Consider the following 17,448-nt stretch of genomic DNA (forward strand, 5'->3'; position numbering starts at 1 on the left):
ATGGAGGCGCGTATCTACCTGGAGCCGGCGCTGGCCTCCCTGGCCGCGCTGCGTGCCAGCGGCGAGCAAATGGCAATCCTGCGCCGGCTGGCTGAACGCACCACTCACCAGCAACACGCCAGCGAGCCCGACGCCGAGGGCATCGAGCTGTGGGACAGCGCGCTGCACCGGGGCATCGCCGAGGCGGCAGGCAACCGGCTGATGCTGGACATCTTCGAGATGCTGGACGCCATTCGCCTAGACCCGGCGTGGCGCGACCTGCGCCAGCGCGCCCGCAATACCGACCGCCTGAGCACTTACAGCCACGATCACCACGACATCATCGGCGCCATCGAAAGCCGCGATCCGGCCAAGGCGGCCACCGCCATGCGCGGCCATTTGCGAGCGTTGCAGCAAGCGCTCGATCACGTCATTCAGCAAGACCTCGAGGCCAGCGTATGAGTGCTACTGCTCCGAACCCTGCATCCGTATTAAGCGTCAGCGACCTCACGGTGCGCTTCAAGGACGCCCCGGCGAATGTCGTCGACGGCGTGTCATTCGCCATCCAGCCGGGCAAGACCCTGGCCATCGTCGGCGAGTCCGGCTGCGGCAAAAGCGTGACGTCGATGGCGTTGATGGGCTTGCTGCCCGACACCGCTACCGTGCAGGCCAGCGCCTCCGGTTTACTGGGCGAGCCGTTGCTGGGCATGTCTGATGAGCGCCTGCTGGACGTGCGCGGCAACCGCATGGCGATGATCTTTCAAGAGCCAATGACCTCGCTCAATCCGGTGTTCACCATTGGCGATCAGATCGCCGAAAGCGTGATGCGCCATCAGGGGCTGTCGGCGAGCGCAGCCCGGCAGCGCGCGCTGCAGATGCTGGAAAAAGTCCGCGTGCCCGATGCCCTTCAGCGCCTGGATGCCTACCCCCACGAGCTGTCGGGCGGCATGCGCCAGCGCGCAATGATCGCCATGGCGCTGGCCAACGACCCGGCGCTGATCATTGCCGACGAACCCACCACCGCCCTGGACGTGACGATTCAGGCGCAGATTCTGTCGCTGGTGGCCAGCCTCCAGGCCGAAACCGGCACCTCGATGATGCTCATCACCCACGACCTTGGTGTGGTCGCCGAAGTCGCCGACGAGGTCATCGTGATGTATGCGGGTCGCGTCGTTGAAAGCGGTTCGGTCAAAACCCTGTTCGACGACCCGCAGCACCCTTACACCATCGGGCTGATGGGCTCGATGCCCTCGGTCGGCCCTCGCGAAGGGCGTCTGGCGACGATCAACGGACGCGTGCCGACGCCGGCCGAAATGCCCAGTGGCTGCCGCTTCGCCAGCCGTTGCCCGTTCGTCATCGCCGCCTGCCGGGAAGCCCGTCCGCCCTTGCTGGAAGTCAGCCCCGGGCATTTCGCCGCCTGCATCCGCGCACCACTTGAACAGCATCTGGGAGTCAGCGCATGAGCCTGTCAGGCCAACCCGTTGTCGAGGCCGGGATCAGTGAATCGGCGCCCGATAAACCGATTCTGGAAAGCATCGCGGTCAGCAAACACTTTCACAGCGAAGCCGGACTGTTCCAACGCAAGAAACCTCCCGTGCAGGCCGTCAACGAGGTGTCCCTGGCCGTGCGCCGGGGCGAGACGCTGGCGCTGGTGGGTGAATCGGGCTCGGGCAAATCGACCCTGGGCCGGGTGCTGCTGAACCTGCTCAAGCCGACGGCGGGCGACGTCATTTATGAAGGTCGCAACCTGGGTAATTTGCCCGCCGACAAGCTGCGTCAGGTGCGCCGCGATTTGCAGATCATTTTTCAGGACCCGTTCGCCTCGCTGAACCCGCGCATGAGTGTGGACGCGATCATCGGCGAGCCGATCTGGCTGCACCGCGACGACAGCCGCAGCGCGCGTCAGGACAAGGTCGCCGAGCTGCTGCGTACGGTCGGCCTGGCGCCTGAGCATGGCAGCCGCTTTCCCCACGAATTTTCCGGCGGCCAGCGTCAGCGCATCGGCATCGCCCGGGCGCTGGCGTCGGAGCCACGGCTGATCCTCGGCGACGAGCCGGTGTCGGCGCTGGACGTGTCGGTGCAGGCACAGGTGGTCAACCTGCTGGAGGACCTCAAGCACCAATTCGGCCTGACGCTGCTGATCGTCGCCCACGGTCTCGCGGTGATCCGCCACATGAGCGACCGCGTGGCGGTGATGTACCTGGGCGAAATCGTTGAACTGGCGCCGGTCAACGCGCTGTTCGAGACGCCCTTTCATCCTTACACCCAGGCGCTGATGGCCGCCGTGCCGGTCAGTCATCCAGACCTTCGGCGCCCGCGGCCGTTGCTCGGCGGTGATATGCCGAGCCCGAGCAAGCCGCCGTCCGGCTGCCGCTTTCACACCCGTTGCCCCCACGCCAAACCGCTGTGTCGCGAGGTGAAGCCGCTCTTCGACACCGTCGAGCCGGGGCGTCAGGTGGCCTGCCATTACTGGCGCGAAATCGCCAATGCCGGCGCCGGTTCGCTGATCGTGCCCACACCCAGCGCCGCCTACAGCCAGCGCCTGAACCTGTTCAAAAGCCATCAAGCCCTTTCTCTGGAGAGTCAGCCATGAAGTTCGCCCACCTGATGACAACCACGTTGTTGCTGCTCGCTGCGAATGCGGCTGTCGCTGAAACCACACTGCGCATCGGCATTCAGGACGACCCTGACATGCTCGACCCGCACCGCTCGCGCACCTACTCGGGGCGTCTGGTCTACACCGCGCTGTGCGACAAACTGGTGGACGTCAACCCGGACTTGACCTACGCGCCGCAACTGGCCACCGCCTGGAACTGGAGCGAGGACGGCAAGACGCTGACCATGACCCTGCGCGACGGCGTGACCTTCCACGACGGCGAGGTCTTCGACGCCGCCGCAGTGAAGTTCAACCTGGACCGCGCGCGCACCCTGCCCGACTCGCTGCGCAAGAGTGAACTGGCCTCGGTGGAAAGCGTTGACGTGATCGACGCGAAAACCGTCGCGATCAAGGTCAAGCAGCCCGACGCGACGCTGATCTCGCAGCTGTCAGACCGTGCCGGGATGATGCTCGCGCCCAAGGCCTCGGCGACCGACGTAGCCTCCAAGCCGGTGTGCTCCGGGCCGTACAAATTCGTGCAGCGGGTGCAGCAGGACCGCATCGTCCTGGAGCGCTTCGACAACTACTGGAACAAGCAGGCGTACCACTTCGACAAAGTGATTTTCTTGCCGATTCCCGACACCTCGGTACGCCTGGCAAACCTGCGCTCGGGGGACCTGGACATCATCGAGCGCGTCGCGCCGACTGACGTTAAAACCGCCCGCGCCGACAGCCACGTGCAAGTGTTCAGCACGCCGGGGCTGGGTTACATGCAGCTGATGTACAACACCAACAACGGCGACAAGGCCAACAACCCGCTGGGCAAGGACAAGCGCGTGCGCAAGGCGTTCGAGCTGGCCATCGATCGCGACGCGATCAATCAGGTGGTGTTTGAAGGCCTGTACGCACCGAGCGCCCAGCCGTTCCCGAAAAACAGCCCGTACTACGACAAGGACTTGCCGCTCCCGACCCGTGACGTTGAAGCCAGCAAAAAGTTGCTCGCAGAAGCAGGCGTCAAGACACCGGTCAGCGTTGAGCTGAAAGTGGCCAACAACCCTATCGCCCAGCAGGTCGGCCAGATCATTCAGGCGATGGCCGAAGAAGCCGGTTTCAAGGTCAATCTGATCGCCACCGAGTACGCCACGCTGCTCAGCGAGCAACAGGCGGGCAACTTCCAGATCGGCATGAGCGCCTGGTCTGGACGTCCTGATCCGGACGGCGACATCCACCAGTTCGTGACCTGCAAAGGCGGTCAGAACGACGGGCATTTCTGTGACCCGAAACTCGACGAGCTGCTGAACAAGGCGCGCACCGTGAACGACCAGGCCCAGCGTCAGGCCATCTACTTCGAGGCGCTGCGCCTGCTCGCCGAAGACGTGCCGACCAGCTACCTGTACTTCGATCCGCGAATCATCGCCATGCGCAGCAACCTCACCGGTTTCGTGCCCAACCCCGATGGCCTGATTCGCCTGAACAACGTCGCTTTCAAATGACAGCGGCGCGCGTGGACAACCGCTTCGGCCGCGAGGATTCGTCATGCTGACCTTCATCCTGCGACGCCTGCTCAGTGCCATTCCGACGCTGATTCTGGTTTCGCTGTTTGTCTTCACCCTGCAAAAGCTGCTGCCCGGTGATCCGGTGCAGGCCATGGCGGGTGAAGAGCGCGACCCGGCGGTCATGGAATACCTGCGCGAGAAATACCGGCTCAACGACCCGCTGCCGCTGCAATACGTGCACTGGGTCGGTAACGTCTTGCAGGGCGACTTCGGCACCTCGTTGCGCACCGAGCAACCGGTGACCGTGCTGCTGGCGTCGAAGCTGCCGGTGACGATCGAACTGGCGGTGCTGGCGCTGCTCATTGCGCTGGTGATCGGCATTCCCACCGGGGTGATCTCGGCGGTTCGCAAGGGCACGTCGGTGGACTACGCCGCCAACGTGTTCGCCTTGTCGGGGATCTCGATTCCGCACTTCTGGCTGGGGATTCTGTTGATCATGATCTTCGCCGTGAAGCTGCAATGGTTGCCGGCCTCGGGTTTCGTGCCCCTGGGTGAAGACGTCGGGCAGAACCTGAAAACCCTGATCCTGCCGGCCTTCGTGCTGGGTGCCGGGCTGTCAGGCGTGCTGATGCGGCACACCCGCAGCGCGATGCTCGAAGTGCTGCGCGCCGACTATGTTCGTACCGCGCGGGCCAAAGGTCTGTTCCCGCGCACGGTGATTCTCAAGCACGCCCTGCGCAACGCACTCATGCCCATCGTCACGCTCACCACCTTGCTGTTCGGCGAATTGCTCGGCGGCGCGGTGCTGACCGAACAAGTGTTCAGCATTCCCGGCTTCGGCAAAATGATTGTGGATGCGGTGTTCAACCGCGATTACGCCGTGGTGCAAGGCGTGGTGCTGTGCGTTGCGATCGGGTTCCTGTTGCTCAACCTGCTGGCCGACGTGCTGTATCGCCTGATCAATCCGCGCCTGAGGACTGCCTGATGACTTCGATTGCGACCCATCCTTCAGCGCCGCTGAACCCGCCGTCCCAAGCGCCTTTGAGAGAACCCCTAAGGCCACGCACGCGCTCGCCGTTCGTAAAGAAATTCCTCGCCAACAAGGGCGCGGTGGTCGGCGCAGTCGTGCTGATCATCTTCATTCTTGCCGCGCTGCTGGCGCCTTGGATTGCGCCCCATGATCCGCTGAAAGCCAACTTTCTGGCCGTGCGCAAAGCGCCGTCGCTGATCTACTGGCTGGGCACCGATGAGCTGGGCCGTGACCTGTTTTCACGGCTGCTCTGGGGCGCGCGCAGCTCGTTGCTGGCCGGCGGCGTTTCGGTGGCGATTGCCATGGTCATCGGCGTGCCGCTGGGCCTGTTAGCCGGTTACTTCGGCGGCAAACTCGACGCGGTGATCTCGCGGATCATGGAAGCGCTGCTGTCGTGTCCGTTTCTGGTGCTGGCCATCGCGCTCGGCGCGTTTCTCGGCCCGAGCCTGAGCAACGCGATGATTGCCATCGGCCTGTCGGCGATGCCGATCTTCTCGCGCCTGACCCGTGGTCAGGTGTTGGCCATTCGTCACGAAGACTACCTGGAAGGCGCCCAGGCCATCGGCCTGCCGGACCGCTGGATCATCCTGCGTTACGTGCTGCCGAACGTGCTCTCGCCACTGGTGGTGCAAGCGACGCTGACGATCGCCTCGGCCATCCTGGCGGAAGCAAGCCTGTCCTTCCTCGGCCTGGGCCAGCAACCCCCCTCGCCGTCCTGGGGCTCGATGCTCAATACCGCGAAGAACTTCATGGAACAGGCGCCGTGGATGTCCATCGCCCCGGGTGTGGCGATCTACATCACGGTGCTGTGTTTCAACCTGCTGGGCGACGGGCTGCGTGATGCCCTTGACCCGAAAAGCTGATGGCGCTCGGGTTCACCCGCCGAAGCTGTCCTCGATAACCGATTCACTGCCAAGAAGAGAACGACTGCATGTTCGATGATCTGGATTACAGCCAACCCTACGCGTCCGCCCGCTCGCCGGTGATGGGCAACAACATGGTCGCCTGCTCGCAACCGCTGGCCGCACAGGCCGGGCTGGACATGCTGCGTCAGGGCGGCAACGCCGTTGACGCCGCCATCGCCGCGGCCATGGTCTTGACCGTGGTCGAGCCCACCGGCTGTGGCATCGGCAGCGACGCGTTCGCAATCGTCTGGGACGGCAAGACGCTGCAGGGCCTGAACGCCTCGGGCCGCTCACCCAAGGCCTGGACGCCGGAACACTTCGCCGGCCAGTCCGAAATGCCCCAGCGCGGCTGGGCCTCGGTGACCGTGCCGGGCGCCGTCTCGGCCTGGGTGGCGTTGTCCGAGCGCTACGGCAAGTTGCCCTTCGCCACCCTCGCCGCGCCCGCCATTGGTTATGCGCGCGACGGGTATCAGGTCACGCCGATCATTGCCGAGTTGTGGCGTCGCGGCGCCGGCCTGTTGAAGGATCAGCCGGGCTTTGCCGAGTGCTTTTTGCAAGGCGGCAAAGCACCCAAAGCCGGGGAGAAGGTCGCGCTCAAGGATCACGCAAAAACGCTGGAACTGATTGCAGAGACCAAAGGCGAGGCGTTCTATCGCGGCGAACTGGCCGAGGCCATGATCACTCACGCCAACGCCAACGGCAGCGTGATGAGCCTTGAGGACCTGGCCACCCACCGCGTTGACTGGATCGACACCCTGTCCGTGCCCTACGCCGGCGCCGTGGTTCACGAGCTGCCGCCGAATGGTCAGGGCATCGGCACGCTCGCGGGCCTGGGCATGCTTGAAGCGCTGGGCGTCGGCGCCCACGCGGTGGACAGCGTCGACACCGTGCATCCGGTACTGGAAGCCATGAAGCTGGCGCTGGCCGACCTCAATCAGCACGTCACCGACAACGATCATATGCGCGTCGCCGCTGAACACATGCTCGACCCGGCGTACTTGCGCGACCGCGCGGCGTTAGTCGGCGAGCAGGCACAAGACCCGCTGCATGGCGCGCCCAAGGCCGGTGGCACGGTGTACCTGTCGGCGGCCGATGAGAGCGGCATGATGGTGTCGTTCATTCAGTCGAACTACATGGGATTCGGTTCCGGGGTAGTGGTGCCGGGCACGGGCATCAGTCTGCAGAACCGCGGCGCGGGTTTTACCCTGGACCCTGATCACGTCAACACCGTTGCGCCAGGCAAGCGGCCGTTTCACACCATCATCCCGGGCTTCGTGATGAACGCCGACGGCACGCCGTTGATGTCTTTCGGCCTGATGGGCGGGCCGATGCAGGCTCAGGGGCACTTGCAGATGATGCTGCGCATCCTGCGCTATAAGCAGAACCCCCAGGCCGCCGCCGACGCGCCCCGCTGGCGCATCGAGTCCGGCCTGAAGGTCGCGGTGGAGCGCTCGTTTGATCCGCAGGTGATCGAAGCGCTGCGCGCGCTGGGCCACGATGTGGAGGTCGAAGACCCCAGCGGCGTCTTTGCCTTCGGCGGCGCGCAGATCATCCAGCGCACCGCTCATGGTTACGTGGGCGGCACCGATCCAAGGAAAGACGGGTTGGTGGCCGCTTATTGATCTGGCCGGGAGGCGGTAGAGGCCGCTTCCCGGCTGAAGCCGGTCCTACTAAAGCGCGCGGTGTGCCATTTAAACCGCCTTCCCGGCTAAAGCCAGTCCCACTCAATGCGCGGTGTTCGTAGGACCGGCTTTAGCCGGGAAAATGCGCGTCCTGCTGAACCCCTACGTTGCTGACGCGTAAACCTGTAGGCGCCGGCTTGCTGGCGAACGCGTTAGGCCAGCCACTGCAGAGGTCGGCTGACACAATCGGTTCGCCAGCAAGCCGGCTCCTACGAATCGGGTGGGCGCCGGGTCGGTTCGTGTCGATCAGCCAGACACCACAGCGATAACCCCAACCACACTCAGCAGCATCACCGTGCAACCGAGCATGACCACTTCGCGTAACGGCGGCGCAACGCGCTCCTGGGTCATCCCTCGGGCGCTTTTGCGGTAGCGGGCGTTGAGGCCGATCTGGATCAGGATGCCCGCGATCAGCGAAAGGATGACGGGCAGCAACGCCATCAACCCAAACGGCGGAATCCAGCGCAGGAACAGGATGCATACCCCGATCAACGTCAACAGCGTCCGCCGCCATGCCAGCAACGTGCGCTCGGGCTGCAGCCCGGGATCGTCGTGGCGCAACGGCGCCGACGGGACGGGATGACGGTGTCGATTCACGACGCGCCGGCGATCAGGAAGACAATCAATCCCGCCGCCACCAACGCGCCGCCCATCGACAGAATCGGCACCAGCACCGGCAACGGCAGCGGCTTGCGCTGACGCATCGCCCGTTCGACCTTCAACCAGCGAGTGCACGCACTGGCGCTGACCAACAACGCCAGCACCAGCAATGACAAGGCAACGCCCCGACGCAGGCCCGGACTGAAGACCTCGTTGGTGAAGGCTTCGACCGCGATGCCGCCCGCCAGAAACGCCAATGCCGTGCGAATCCAGGCGAGAAAGGTGCGCTCGTTGGCCAGGGTAAAGCGCGGGTCGGGTTCGCAGCCGCCGCCGAGCAGCGAAGCCGACAGCCGATCACGCTCGGGTGGCGTGGCGGGGGCGCTGGCGGGAGGGGGAAGGTTGCCGGGCTCGGGGGAGTTCATGTCGCACCGTGGTCGGGTAAATGCGATGAATCATACCGATCAAGTCCGGCAAAGGCCCGTGTCCCAGCGACATCGGGGTGCCTGTCGCCGAACCGCGACCGGGTCGCTCGTTAATAGGGCGAATATGCGTCGTCCACCCGGATACGGACTGACGGAGCCTGCTCAGTGTTGCCGAAACGCACATAACCTGTAGGAGCGTGGCGTGTCCCGCGATCGGGGACGCAGTCCCCGTACATCCTGCCAACGCGCTATGTCTGGAAAGTCTGGAAAAAAGCATTCGCCGGGTCACGACGGGTTCCCCGCCGATCGCGGGACAAGCCACGCTCCCACAGTCAGGTTATCGCTTCGCCAGTTCCATCCACACCGCGCCGTCAGGGTACTGATACCGCTCCAGCGTCTCGGGCTGCATTTCGATGCTGTAGCCCGGCCGCTGCGGCGGCATGTAGCGGCCACGGCGGATGACCACCGGATCGAGGAAGTGCTCGTGCAGGTGGTCGACGTATTCCAGCACGCGTTTGTCCAGCGAGCCGGACACGGCGATGTAGTCGAACAGCGAGATGTTCTGCACGTATTCGCACAGCCCGACGCCGCCTCCGTGAGGGCAAACCGGAACATCAAACTTGGCGGCCATCAGCAACACGATCAACACCTCGTTGAGCCCGCCCAGTCGTGCTGCGTCGAGTTGGCAAAAGTCCAGTGCGCCGGCCTGGAACATTTGTTTGAACATCACGCGGTTGTGGCAATGCTCACCCGTCGCCACGCCGATCGGTGCGATGCGCTGGCGAATGGTCGCGTGGCCCAGGATGTCATCGGGGTGAGTCGGCTCCTCGATCCACCAAGGCTCGAACGCCGCCAGTCGGCGCATGTTGCTGATGGATTGCTCGACGCTCCAGACTTGATTGGCGTCCATCATCAGCGTGCGTTCCCAGCCCAGTTCGTCGCGCAGGATCGCGGCCCGACGCATGTCTTCTTCGAGGTCCGAGCCGATCTTCTGTTTGATGTGCGTCCAGCCTTCGGCGACGGCTTCGCGGGCCAGCCGACGCATCTTTTCCTCTGAATAGCCCAGCCAGCCCGGCGCGGTGGTGTAGCCCGGATAGCCCTCCTCCAGCATCTGCGCCTCGCGCCTTGCCTTGCCCGGCGCTTGCCGACGGAGCAGTGCGATGGCTTCTTCAGGGGTGATGGCGTCGGTGACGTAGCTGAAGTCCAGGCATTTGACCAACTGCTCAGGCGTCATGTCGGCCAGCAACTTCCAGACCGGCTTGCCCTCGACCTTGGCCCACAGGTCCCAGACCGCGTTGACCAACGCGGCGGTGGCCAGATGAATCACGCCTTTTTCCGGCCCCAGCCAGCGCAACTGGCTGTCGCCTGCAGTGATCGCGTGCCAGAACGCGCCCATGTCGGCGGTGATCGATTCCAGGCTCAGCCCCACCACGCAGGGCGCCAGGGAGTGAATCGCGGCGGCGCAGATCTCGTTGCCGCGCCCGATGGTGAACGTCAGGCCGTGGCCTTCAAGCCCGTCTGACGAATCGGTGTGCAGCACGACGTAAGCGGCGGAATAGTCCGGCGCGCTGTTCATGGCATCGGAGCCGTCCAGGGACAGCGAGGTGGGAAAACGGATGTCCCGCACGGAAATGGAGGTGATCTGCATGGTGGGCTCTTGTTATGGGTAGCGACATGGACGTGTGGGGGTGACTGTAGGCCGAACCGCGATACAGGCATAATCGCCAAATCCTAATCATCGATACCTGATTTGATATGTCAGACACTCCCCCTGCTGCCGATCTGCCTGGCTCCTTCGCGACGCTGAAAATCTCCAGCCGGCAGATTGCCTTGCTCAACGCCCTGGGCGAACTGGGCAATCTAGGCAAGGCCGCGACGGCCATTCACACCAGTCAGCCTGCCGCCAGCCTGTTGTTGCAACAGCTGGAGGAGCGTCTCGGCGTGCAATTGTTCGAGCGTTTGCCGAGGGGCATGCGGCCGACGCTGTTCGGTGAGGTGATGGTTCGCTACGCCCAGGGCGCGCTGCATGAGTTCGAATACGCCGAAGCGCAACTGGCTGAACTGGCACGTGGGGCGACGGGGATGGTGCGCATCGGCACCGTCATGGGCCCGGTACCGACGCTGCTGACCCGAGGCGTGCTGGCGTTCAAGGCCGCGCACCCGAAAGTGCGGATTGCCCTGGAAGTCGGCACCAGCGACGAGCTGCTGCCAGCGCTGATACGGGGCGATTTCGATGTGGTGCTGGGCCGGCTGCCCGATCAGCTCGACGGGCGAAGCCTGGATATTCAGCTGTTCGAGCAGGGAGAGCAGATGCGCATCGTCGCCCGCCCACATCACCCGTTGCTGAAACACAACGCAGCGACGCAGCCAGACCTGACGTTGGCGGACCTGGCGCCACTGACCTGGATCCTCCACCCCATCGGCAGTCCGATGCGCCGACAGGTTGAAAATGCCTTGCAGGCCGCGCAGCTGATTCAACCGCTGGACATCGTTGAAACCCGCTCGATTCTGGCCACGACGTCGATGCTTGAATCCTCGGACATGATCGCCGTGGTGCCCAATGACGTCGCCCAGCACTACGCGCGTTACGGCATGATCACCCTGCTGCCGGTCGAGCTGCCGCTGGCCATGGCCAATCTCGGGCTGCTGACCTCCAAAGCCAGGCCGAAGTCGGCAGCCGTAGAAGCGTTGCTCGTGTTTCTAAAGTCCCGGTTGAGCGCCTGACTCGATAACCTCGGGTTATCGCGCAATCGAAACCTTTCATTGGGAAATTACCCACCGGCTTCATAGAGTGGCTGAAAATCGGCCTGCAACGTCCGCGCTTGACGCGGCTGCCTGATACGCCGTGAATAACAATAATCGGCCTGCAACGGTGCCGCTTCCCCATGGAAGCAGTGGTCTCGCACCGCTGACGCAGGCCGCAACCGTCATGAGAGGCCGCATGGAACTCATCGCCAAAACTCCCGCGTTCGACAGCAGCGCGCTGTTCATCCGCCTGAACCCCCTCGATAACGTGCTGATCGCCCGCCAGACACTGAGCGAAGGCACGTACCTGGACGAAGAGCATGTCACTGTCTCGCAGCCGATTCCGTCCGGGCACAAGGTCGCGGCAGTGCGGGTCGAGCAGGGCCAGCCGCTGCGCCGCTACGGCCAGATCATCGGTTTCGCGTCCCAGCCCATCGAAGCGGGGCAGCACGTGCATGTGCACAACGTCGAGATGGGCGACTTCTCCCGTGACTACGCCTTTGGCGTCGACGCCCATGAAACGCCGAAAACCGAAGCGTTCTTTCAGGGCATCGTGCGCGCTGACGGACGCGTCGCGACGCGCAACTACATCGGCATCCTCACCTCGGTGAACTGCTCGGCGACTGTGGCACGGGCCATCGCCGACCGTTTCCGCCGCGATATCTTCCCCGAAGCCCTCGCCGACTATCCCAACGTCGACGGCGTGGTTGCCCTGACCCACGGCTCCGGCTGCGCCATCGATTCCAAGGGCGAGGCCATCGACCTGCTGCGCCGCACCCTGGCGGGCTACGCCGTGCACCCCAACTTTGCGGCGGTGCTGGTGGTGGGGCTCGGCTGCGAGACCAACCAGATTCAGGACATGCTCGACAGCCAGGGCCTGGTAGCCAGTGACCAGTTGCGTGCCTTTACCATTCAGGGCACCGGCGGCACGTCGAAGACCATCGCCAGCGGCATCGCGCAGGTGCAATCGCTGCTGCCCCAGGCCAATCAGATCACCCGCGAAACCGTCAGCGCGCGGCATTTGATCGTCGGTCTGCAGTGCGGCGGCTCGGACGGCTATTCCGGCATCACCGCCAACCCGGCACTGGGCAATGCGGTGGATCGCCTGGTTGCGGCGGGCGGCACGGCCATTCTGTCCGAGACACCGGAGATTTACGGTGCCGAACATTTGTTGACGCGCCGGGCGGTCAGTCAGGCCATCGGTGAAAAACTGGTGCAGCGCATTCATTGGTGGGAAGACTACTGCCAGCGCATGAATGCCGAGCTGAACAACAATCCATCCGCCGGCAACAAGGCGGGCGGGCTCACGACCATTCTGGAGAAGTCGCTGGGCGCCGTCGCCAAGGCCGGCTCGACCAACCTGATGGGCGTGTATGAATACGCCGAAGCGGTCCGCGCTCACGGCCTGGTGTTCATGGACACCCCCGGCTACGACCCGGTTTCCGCCACGGGGCAAGTGGCCGGCGGCGCCAACCTGATTGCGTTCACCACCGGTCGGGGGTCCGCCTACGGTTGCGCGCCGACGCCGTCGATCAAACTGGCGACCAACAACCGCGTGTTCGAATTTCAGCAGGAGGACATGGACGTCAATTGCGGCGGCATTGCTGATGGCACCACCACCATCGAAGAACGCGGCGCATACGTCTTCCAGATGATGCTGGAGATTGCGTCAGGGGACCGCAGTAAAAGCGAGCAGCACGGTTATGGGCAAAACGAATTTGTTCCGTGGCACATCGGCGCGGTGACCTGAGATGTTGCCGAGCAAAGCATGCCCGTAGTGGTAATGGATTTAGCCGAGGTCACTGAAGCAACGCGTGCCCTTAGTAGGGATCGGCTTTAGCCGGGGTTACTGAAGCAACGCAGGCCCCTAGTGGGACCGGCTTTAGCCGGGAAGCTTTTCAAGCGTTACACCGCAAGATAGAGGGTGCTCACACTGGCCCCTTCCCGGCTGAAGCCGGTCCCACAGGGGAAATGCGTTCGCCTTGTGGACTGGATTTAGCCTAGGTTCTGAAGCAACGCAGGCTCTTAGTGGGACCGGCTTTAGCCGGGAAGCTCCCAAGCCCGACAACAATAAAAAAGGTGCGCAATGAAATCCCTCAAGACCTACCAGACGATCACCATCGTCTTCCTGATGCTGTTCGGGATCGTCAATTATCTGGACCGCAGCGCGCTGTCCATCGCCAACACGACGATCCAGAAAGACATGCTCATCAGCCCGTCGGAGATGGGCATTCTGTTGTCGGCGTTCTCGCTGGCCTATGCCTTTGCTCAATTACCGATGGGCATGATCATCGACAAGCTTGGCAGCAAGATTGCGCTGGGCGGCGCGCTGATGGTGTGGTCCATCGCGCAGACGGCGTCGGGCTTCGTCAACAGCTTCAGCGGGTTCTTCGCCCTGCGCGTGCTGCTGGGGATCGGCGAGGCACCGATGTTCCCGTCGGCAGCCAAAACCCTCAACGAGTGGTTCGAAGAGCATGAGCGCGGCACGCCGACGGGGATCGTCTGGTCGGCGACCTGCATCGGGCCGTGCCTGGCGCCGCCGCTGTTGACGCTGTTCATGGTCAACTTCAGCTGGCGCGGCATGTTCATCATCACAGGTGTGCTCGGCATCGTCCTGTCGCTGTGCTGGCTGATGTTCTACAAGAGCCGCGCGCAGTACCTCAAGGAACTGGCCGCCGAGGGCCGTGAGCCGACCGTTCAGGTGGTTCAGGCCAACGCTGCGCCAAAGGCCTCGTTCTTCGCCGGCTGGCTGGACTTGTTCAAGCACCGCAGCACCTGGGGCACGTTCCTCGGTTTCATGGGCGTGATCTACATGCTCTGGTTGCACCTGACCTGGCTGCCCGGTTACTTCCAGCGCGAACACGGCCTTGATCCCTACCAAACCGCCTGGGTGGTGTCGTTCGCCTATGTCTTCGGCGCCATCGGCACCATCGCCGCCGGTCGGATCTGTGATCGCCTGGTCAAGCGCGGCGTCGGCGTGCTCAACAGCCGCAAATACACGGTCATTGGCGGCCTGGTATTCGCTGCCGTCTTCACCCTGCCGCTGACCTTCGTCACCGGCCTGAGCGGCTGCGTCGCCCTGCTCTGCCTGGCGCTGTTCGGCATCAACCTGTCGAGCGCCACGGCGTGGATGGTGGTCAATACCGTGGTCGATACCAAACGCGTGGCGTCACTGGGCTCGATCCAGAACTTCGGCGGCTACATCGCAGGCTCCATTGCGCCGATCGTCACCGGTTTCAGTGTGCAATATTCCGGCACCTTCGCCACGGCCTTTGCGGTCAGCGCCATCGTCGCTCTGCTCTCGGCGGTCGCTTACTTCGTACTGCTCAAAGCGCCGATTCCCGAACACACCAGCCCGGCGCAAAAGGACTGGCAGGCAAATCTGGATGAGGCGCAAGGGCGACGGGTCTGACCGCTAACATGCAACGCATGGTTGAGAGATAGCCCTGAGTCCAGGAACGTGTTCCGGCTTCAGGGAAGTCTCTCAGCGATGATTTATAACTGGTAGATTTCCCTTCAAAATCCCGCACTTGTCCTACGCTGTGAGTCAGACGGGTCGCTGTTGCGATGCTGCGTGTCCGAACGAGTGCATCGTTCGTCACAGTGGCGGGTCTGAAATCGTGGCAGTCAGTGAGGGTGGCGTTTGAGACAGGTAGAAGGATCGGAGTTCGGCGTCAGAAGCCGACGACTCAAGCGCATGCCGGTGTTGTGGCTGGCGGGACTGTTTACCTTGCTGGTGTGCATCTCCATTACCAGCATCACGGTCTGGCAGTTGCGCCAGACGCGCATTCACGAGCTGGAAATCGCCAACACCAACGTTGCCAACCTATCACGCTCGATGGCGCAACACGCCGATGACGCCTTCGATCAGGCGCACATCGCCGTGTCCGCCGTCGTCGAACGGCTCTCCTACGACGGCTTCGAGGCCGCCAGCAGCTCGCGCATGCACGATTATCTGCGTGCCACCGCCGCCAGTGTCGAGCAGATCCAGGGTTTGTTCATCTACGACAAGGACGGCAACTGGGCCGCCACCTCGCTCAGCCACATGCCGGCCAATGCCAACAACGCCGACCGTGAATATTTCCAGTTCCATCAAACCATGACCAGCAGCCTGCCCCATGTCGGCCAGGCTATCCGCAGCCGCACCACCGGCGACTGGATCATCCCGGTGTCGCGACGGGTGGACGATGCGGCGGGCAACTTCGCCGGTGTCGTGCTGGCCACTATCGAGCTGCATTACTTCGAGCGGTTTTTCGACCGCTTCGACATCGGCAAGCGTGGCGTCATCTCGCTGGTCATGGCGGACGGCACGGTGTTGGCGCGACGTCCACTGCTTGAAAACGTGCGCGGCACTTCCATCGCCGACGGCGAATTGTTTCGCCTCTACGTCAAGGAACGCTACGAAGGCACGGCGAACGTGGTATCGATGCTTGACCACGAACAGCGCCTGTATGGCTACAAGAAACTGGACCGCTACCCGATGGTGGTGCTTGCCGGGCTGTCTGAACGCGAGGTGCTCGATGAGTGGCGGCAATACGCGTGGCGCTCGCTGGCGATCATCATCTGCGTCGTGGTCGCCAACCTGTTGTTCGGCGTGCTGCTGTTCCAGCAGATCCGCTTCGGCCTCAACGCCGAATCCCAATTGCGCATCGCCAGTCACTCTCTGGAAAAGCTCGCGTTGCAGGACAGCCTGACGGGGTTGGCCAATCGGCGGCATTTTCAGGAGATTCTCGGTCTGGAGTTTCACAACGGGCAGCCGAACCTGCATCCGCTGAGCCTGATCATGATCGACATCGATTTTTTCAAGAGCTACAACGACAACTACGGGCACGTCGCCGGCGACAAATGCATCGTCGCCGTGGCCGAGTGCATTCGCAGTAACCTCAACCGCACCGGTGACCTCGCGGTGCGCTATGGCGGAGAAGAAATGGCAGTCTTCCTGCCCTACAGCGATATGCAAGGCGCGGTCAGTCTGGCGGAGAAGATCCGCGTGGCCGTGCTCACGCGTGCCGTGGAACACCACGGCAACCCGATCGGCATCGTCAGCATCAGTCTCGGGGTTTACGGCTGTCAGGCGCAGGAATGCCAAACCCTGGAAGACTTCGTCAAACGGGCGGATGCGGCGCTGTATGCCGCCAAGCACCAGGGCCGCAACCGCACGGTGGCCTGGCGGGAGACGACGCTGCTCAGTCCGCCGCCCGCGCCATAACGATGTGCGCGACCTTGCCGCGAAACAGCTCCAGCCGGTCAGACGGCGCGTCGTGTTCGACCACCAGCGCGCCCACCTCTTCGCATGGCGCGACCTGGTAGTGCGCGATGCTGGCAAGCTTCTCGTTGATCACCGCCACCGCCACTTGGCCGCTGCGCGCCACCACGGCGCGCTTGAACTCGGCGACGTCCATGTCGAACGCGGTCACGCCTTTTTGAGCATCCAACGCACAAGCGCCGAGGAAGCACAGGTCGAAATTGAAGTGCGCGAGTTGCTGAATCGTGGTGAAGCCGTACGTGCTGCCGGCAACAGGACTGAGTCGTCCGCCGAGCAGAATCACTGCAACCAACGGCAGCTTCATCAGTTCTACGGCAATCAACGGCGCATTGGTGGTCACGGTCAGCGCCATCTGCGGATCGAGGGCTTTGGCGATGGCCAGGTTGGTCGAACCGCCATCGATGAACACGTGTTGCCCCGGGCTGATCAAACCCGCTGCGGCGATACCCAACTGGCGCTTGCGCCCGGGCTCATGCTCGACACGCACGGCCAGCGGCCCGTCCGAGGCCAATGAAATCGCCCCACCGTACACGCGTTTGCACAGGCCAGCGGCCGCCAGGGCGCCAAGGTCGCGACGAATCGAATGCTCGGACACATTGAACTCAGACGCCAGATCCGCCGCAATCACCCGACCGTGCACGGCCAGACGCTCGGTGATCAAACGCTGGCGCTCGCCGGGGAATGCTTCAGGGTTGGCAGACATGGGGCCTCGACAAAGGGCTGAATC

General features: G+C 63.4%; 15 protein-coding genes. 11 read left to right on the top strand and 4 right to left on the bottom strand.

Going from position 1 to position 17,448, the window contains the following annotated elements; all coding sequences use genetic code 11:
- The 7 genes from VF672_RS06895 to VF672_RS06925 form a co-directional block, all read left to right on the top strand.
- Positions 1-441: FadR/GntR family transcriptional regulator (locus tag VF672_RS06895; protein WP_331102971.1), on the top strand; the 441-nt coding region annotated here is incomplete at its 5' end.
- Entirely contained in the window at positions 438-1,442 is a 1,005-nt protein-coding gene (locus tag VF672_RS06900; RefSeq protein ID WP_331102973.1) for an ABC transporter ATP-binding protein, read from the top strand. The genes VF672_RS06895 and VF672_RS06900, both read left to right, overlap by 4 nt.
- The gene (locus VF672_RS06905; RefSeq protein WP_331102975.1) at positions 1,439-2,572 is read left to right on the top strand and encodes an oligopeptide/dipeptide ABC transporter ATP-binding protein; all 1,134 of its coding nucleotides are present in this window, start codon (positions 1,439-1,441) and stop codon (positions 2,570-2,572) included. The genes VF672_RS06900 and VF672_RS06905 overlap by 4 nt, the downstream gene beginning before the upstream one ends.
- On the top strand, positions 2,569-4,068 hold the full coding sequence (locus VF672_RS06910; protein ID WP_331102978.1) for an ABC transporter substrate-binding protein: 1,500 nt from the start codon (positions 2,569-2,571) through the stop codon (positions 4,066-4,068). Before VF672_RS06905 ends, VF672_RS06910 begins: the two co-directional genes overlap by 4 nt.
- A 43-nt stretch (positions 4,069-4,111) precedes the next feature.
- Positions 4,112-5,056 (top strand): ABC transporter permease, encoded by a 945-nt coding sequence (locus VF672_RS06915; protein WP_331102980.1) that lies wholly within the window; start codon positions 4,112-4,114, stop codon positions 5,054-5,056.
- Entirely contained in the window at positions 5,056-5,964 is a 909-nt protein-coding gene (locus VF672_RS06920) for an ABC transporter permease (protein WP_331102982.1), read from the top strand. Before VF672_RS06915 ends, VF672_RS06920 begins: the two co-directional genes overlap by 1 nt.
- Positions 5,965-6,032: 68 nt before the next feature.
- Positions 6,033-7,628 carry a gamma-glutamyltransferase family protein gene (locus VF672_RS06925; RefSeq protein ID WP_331102984.1) on the top strand — a complete coding sequence of 532 codons (1,596 nt, stop codon included), beginning with the start codon at positions 6,033-6,035 and terminating at the stop codon, positions 7,626-7,628.
- Positions 7,629-7,934: 306 nt separating this feature from the next.
- Here the strand turns inward: VF672_RS06925 and VF672_RS06930 are convergent, their stop codons facing one another.
- From VF672_RS06930 to VF672_RS06940, 3 genes are all read right to left on the bottom strand, one after another.
- Complete coding sequence (locus VF672_RS06930) at positions 7,935-8,285, bottom strand: DUF202 domain-containing protein (protein ID WP_331102986.1); 351 nt, start codon at positions 8,283-8,285, stop codon at positions 7,935-7,937.
- Positions 8,282-8,710, bottom strand: coding sequence for a YidH family protein (locus VF672_RS06935; RefSeq protein WP_331102988.1), 429 nt, complete (start codon positions 8,708-8,710; stop codon positions 8,282-8,284). Before VF672_RS06935 ends, VF672_RS06930 begins: the two co-directional genes overlap by 4 nt.
- 337 nt (positions 8,711-9,047) lie before the next feature.
- Complete coding sequence (locus VF672_RS06940) at positions 9,048-10,358, bottom strand: L-fuconate dehydratase (protein WP_331102990.1); 1,311 nt, start codon at positions 10,356-10,358, stop codon at positions 9,048-9,050.
- Between the two features lie 107 nt (positions 10,359-10,465).
- Here VF672_RS06940 and VF672_RS06945 point away from each other — a divergent pair, with 107 nt between their 5' ends.
- From VF672_RS06945 to VF672_RS06960, 4 genes are all read left to right on the top strand, one after another.
- Positions 10,466-11,434, top strand: coding sequence for a LysR family transcriptional regulator (locus tag VF672_RS06945; protein ID WP_331102992.1), 969 nt, complete (start codon positions 10,466-10,468; stop codon positions 11,432-11,434).
- A 217-nt stretch (positions 11,435-11,651) separates the two neighbouring features.
- Positions 11,652-13,205: an altronate dehydratase family protein gene (locus tag VF672_RS06950; protein WP_331102994.1), complete on the top strand. Its 1,554-nt coding sequence runs from the start codon at positions 11,652-11,654 to the stop codon at positions 13,203-13,205.
- Positions 13,206-13,541: 336 nt separating this feature from the next.
- Positions 13,542-14,867: an MFS transporter gene (locus VF672_RS06955; protein ID WP_331102997.1), complete on the top strand. Its 1,326-nt coding sequence runs from the start codon at positions 13,542-13,544 to the stop codon at positions 14,865-14,867.
- Between the two features lie 231 nt (positions 14,868-15,098).
- Entirely contained in the window at positions 15,099-16,664 is a 1,566-nt protein-coding gene (locus tag VF672_RS06960; RefSeq protein WP_331102999.1) for a diguanylate cyclase, read from the top strand.
- Here the strand turns inward: VF672_RS06960 and VF672_RS06965 are convergent.
- Positions 16,642-17,424, bottom strand: coding sequence for a DeoR/GlpR family DNA-binding transcription regulator (locus tag VF672_RS06965; protein ID WP_331103001.1), 783 nt, complete (start codon positions 17,422-17,424; stop codon positions 16,642-16,644). The genes VF672_RS06960 and VF672_RS06965 overlap by 23 nt on opposite strands.
- Between the last annotated feature and the right edge of the window lie 24 nt (positions 17,425-17,448).

Origin of the sequence: Pseudomonas sp. (assembly GCF_036387035.1) — a bacterium.
In the GTDB taxonomy this organism is placed as follows: domain Bacteria; phylum Pseudomonadota; class Gammaproteobacteria; order Pseudomonadales; family Pseudomonadaceae; genus Aquipseudomonas.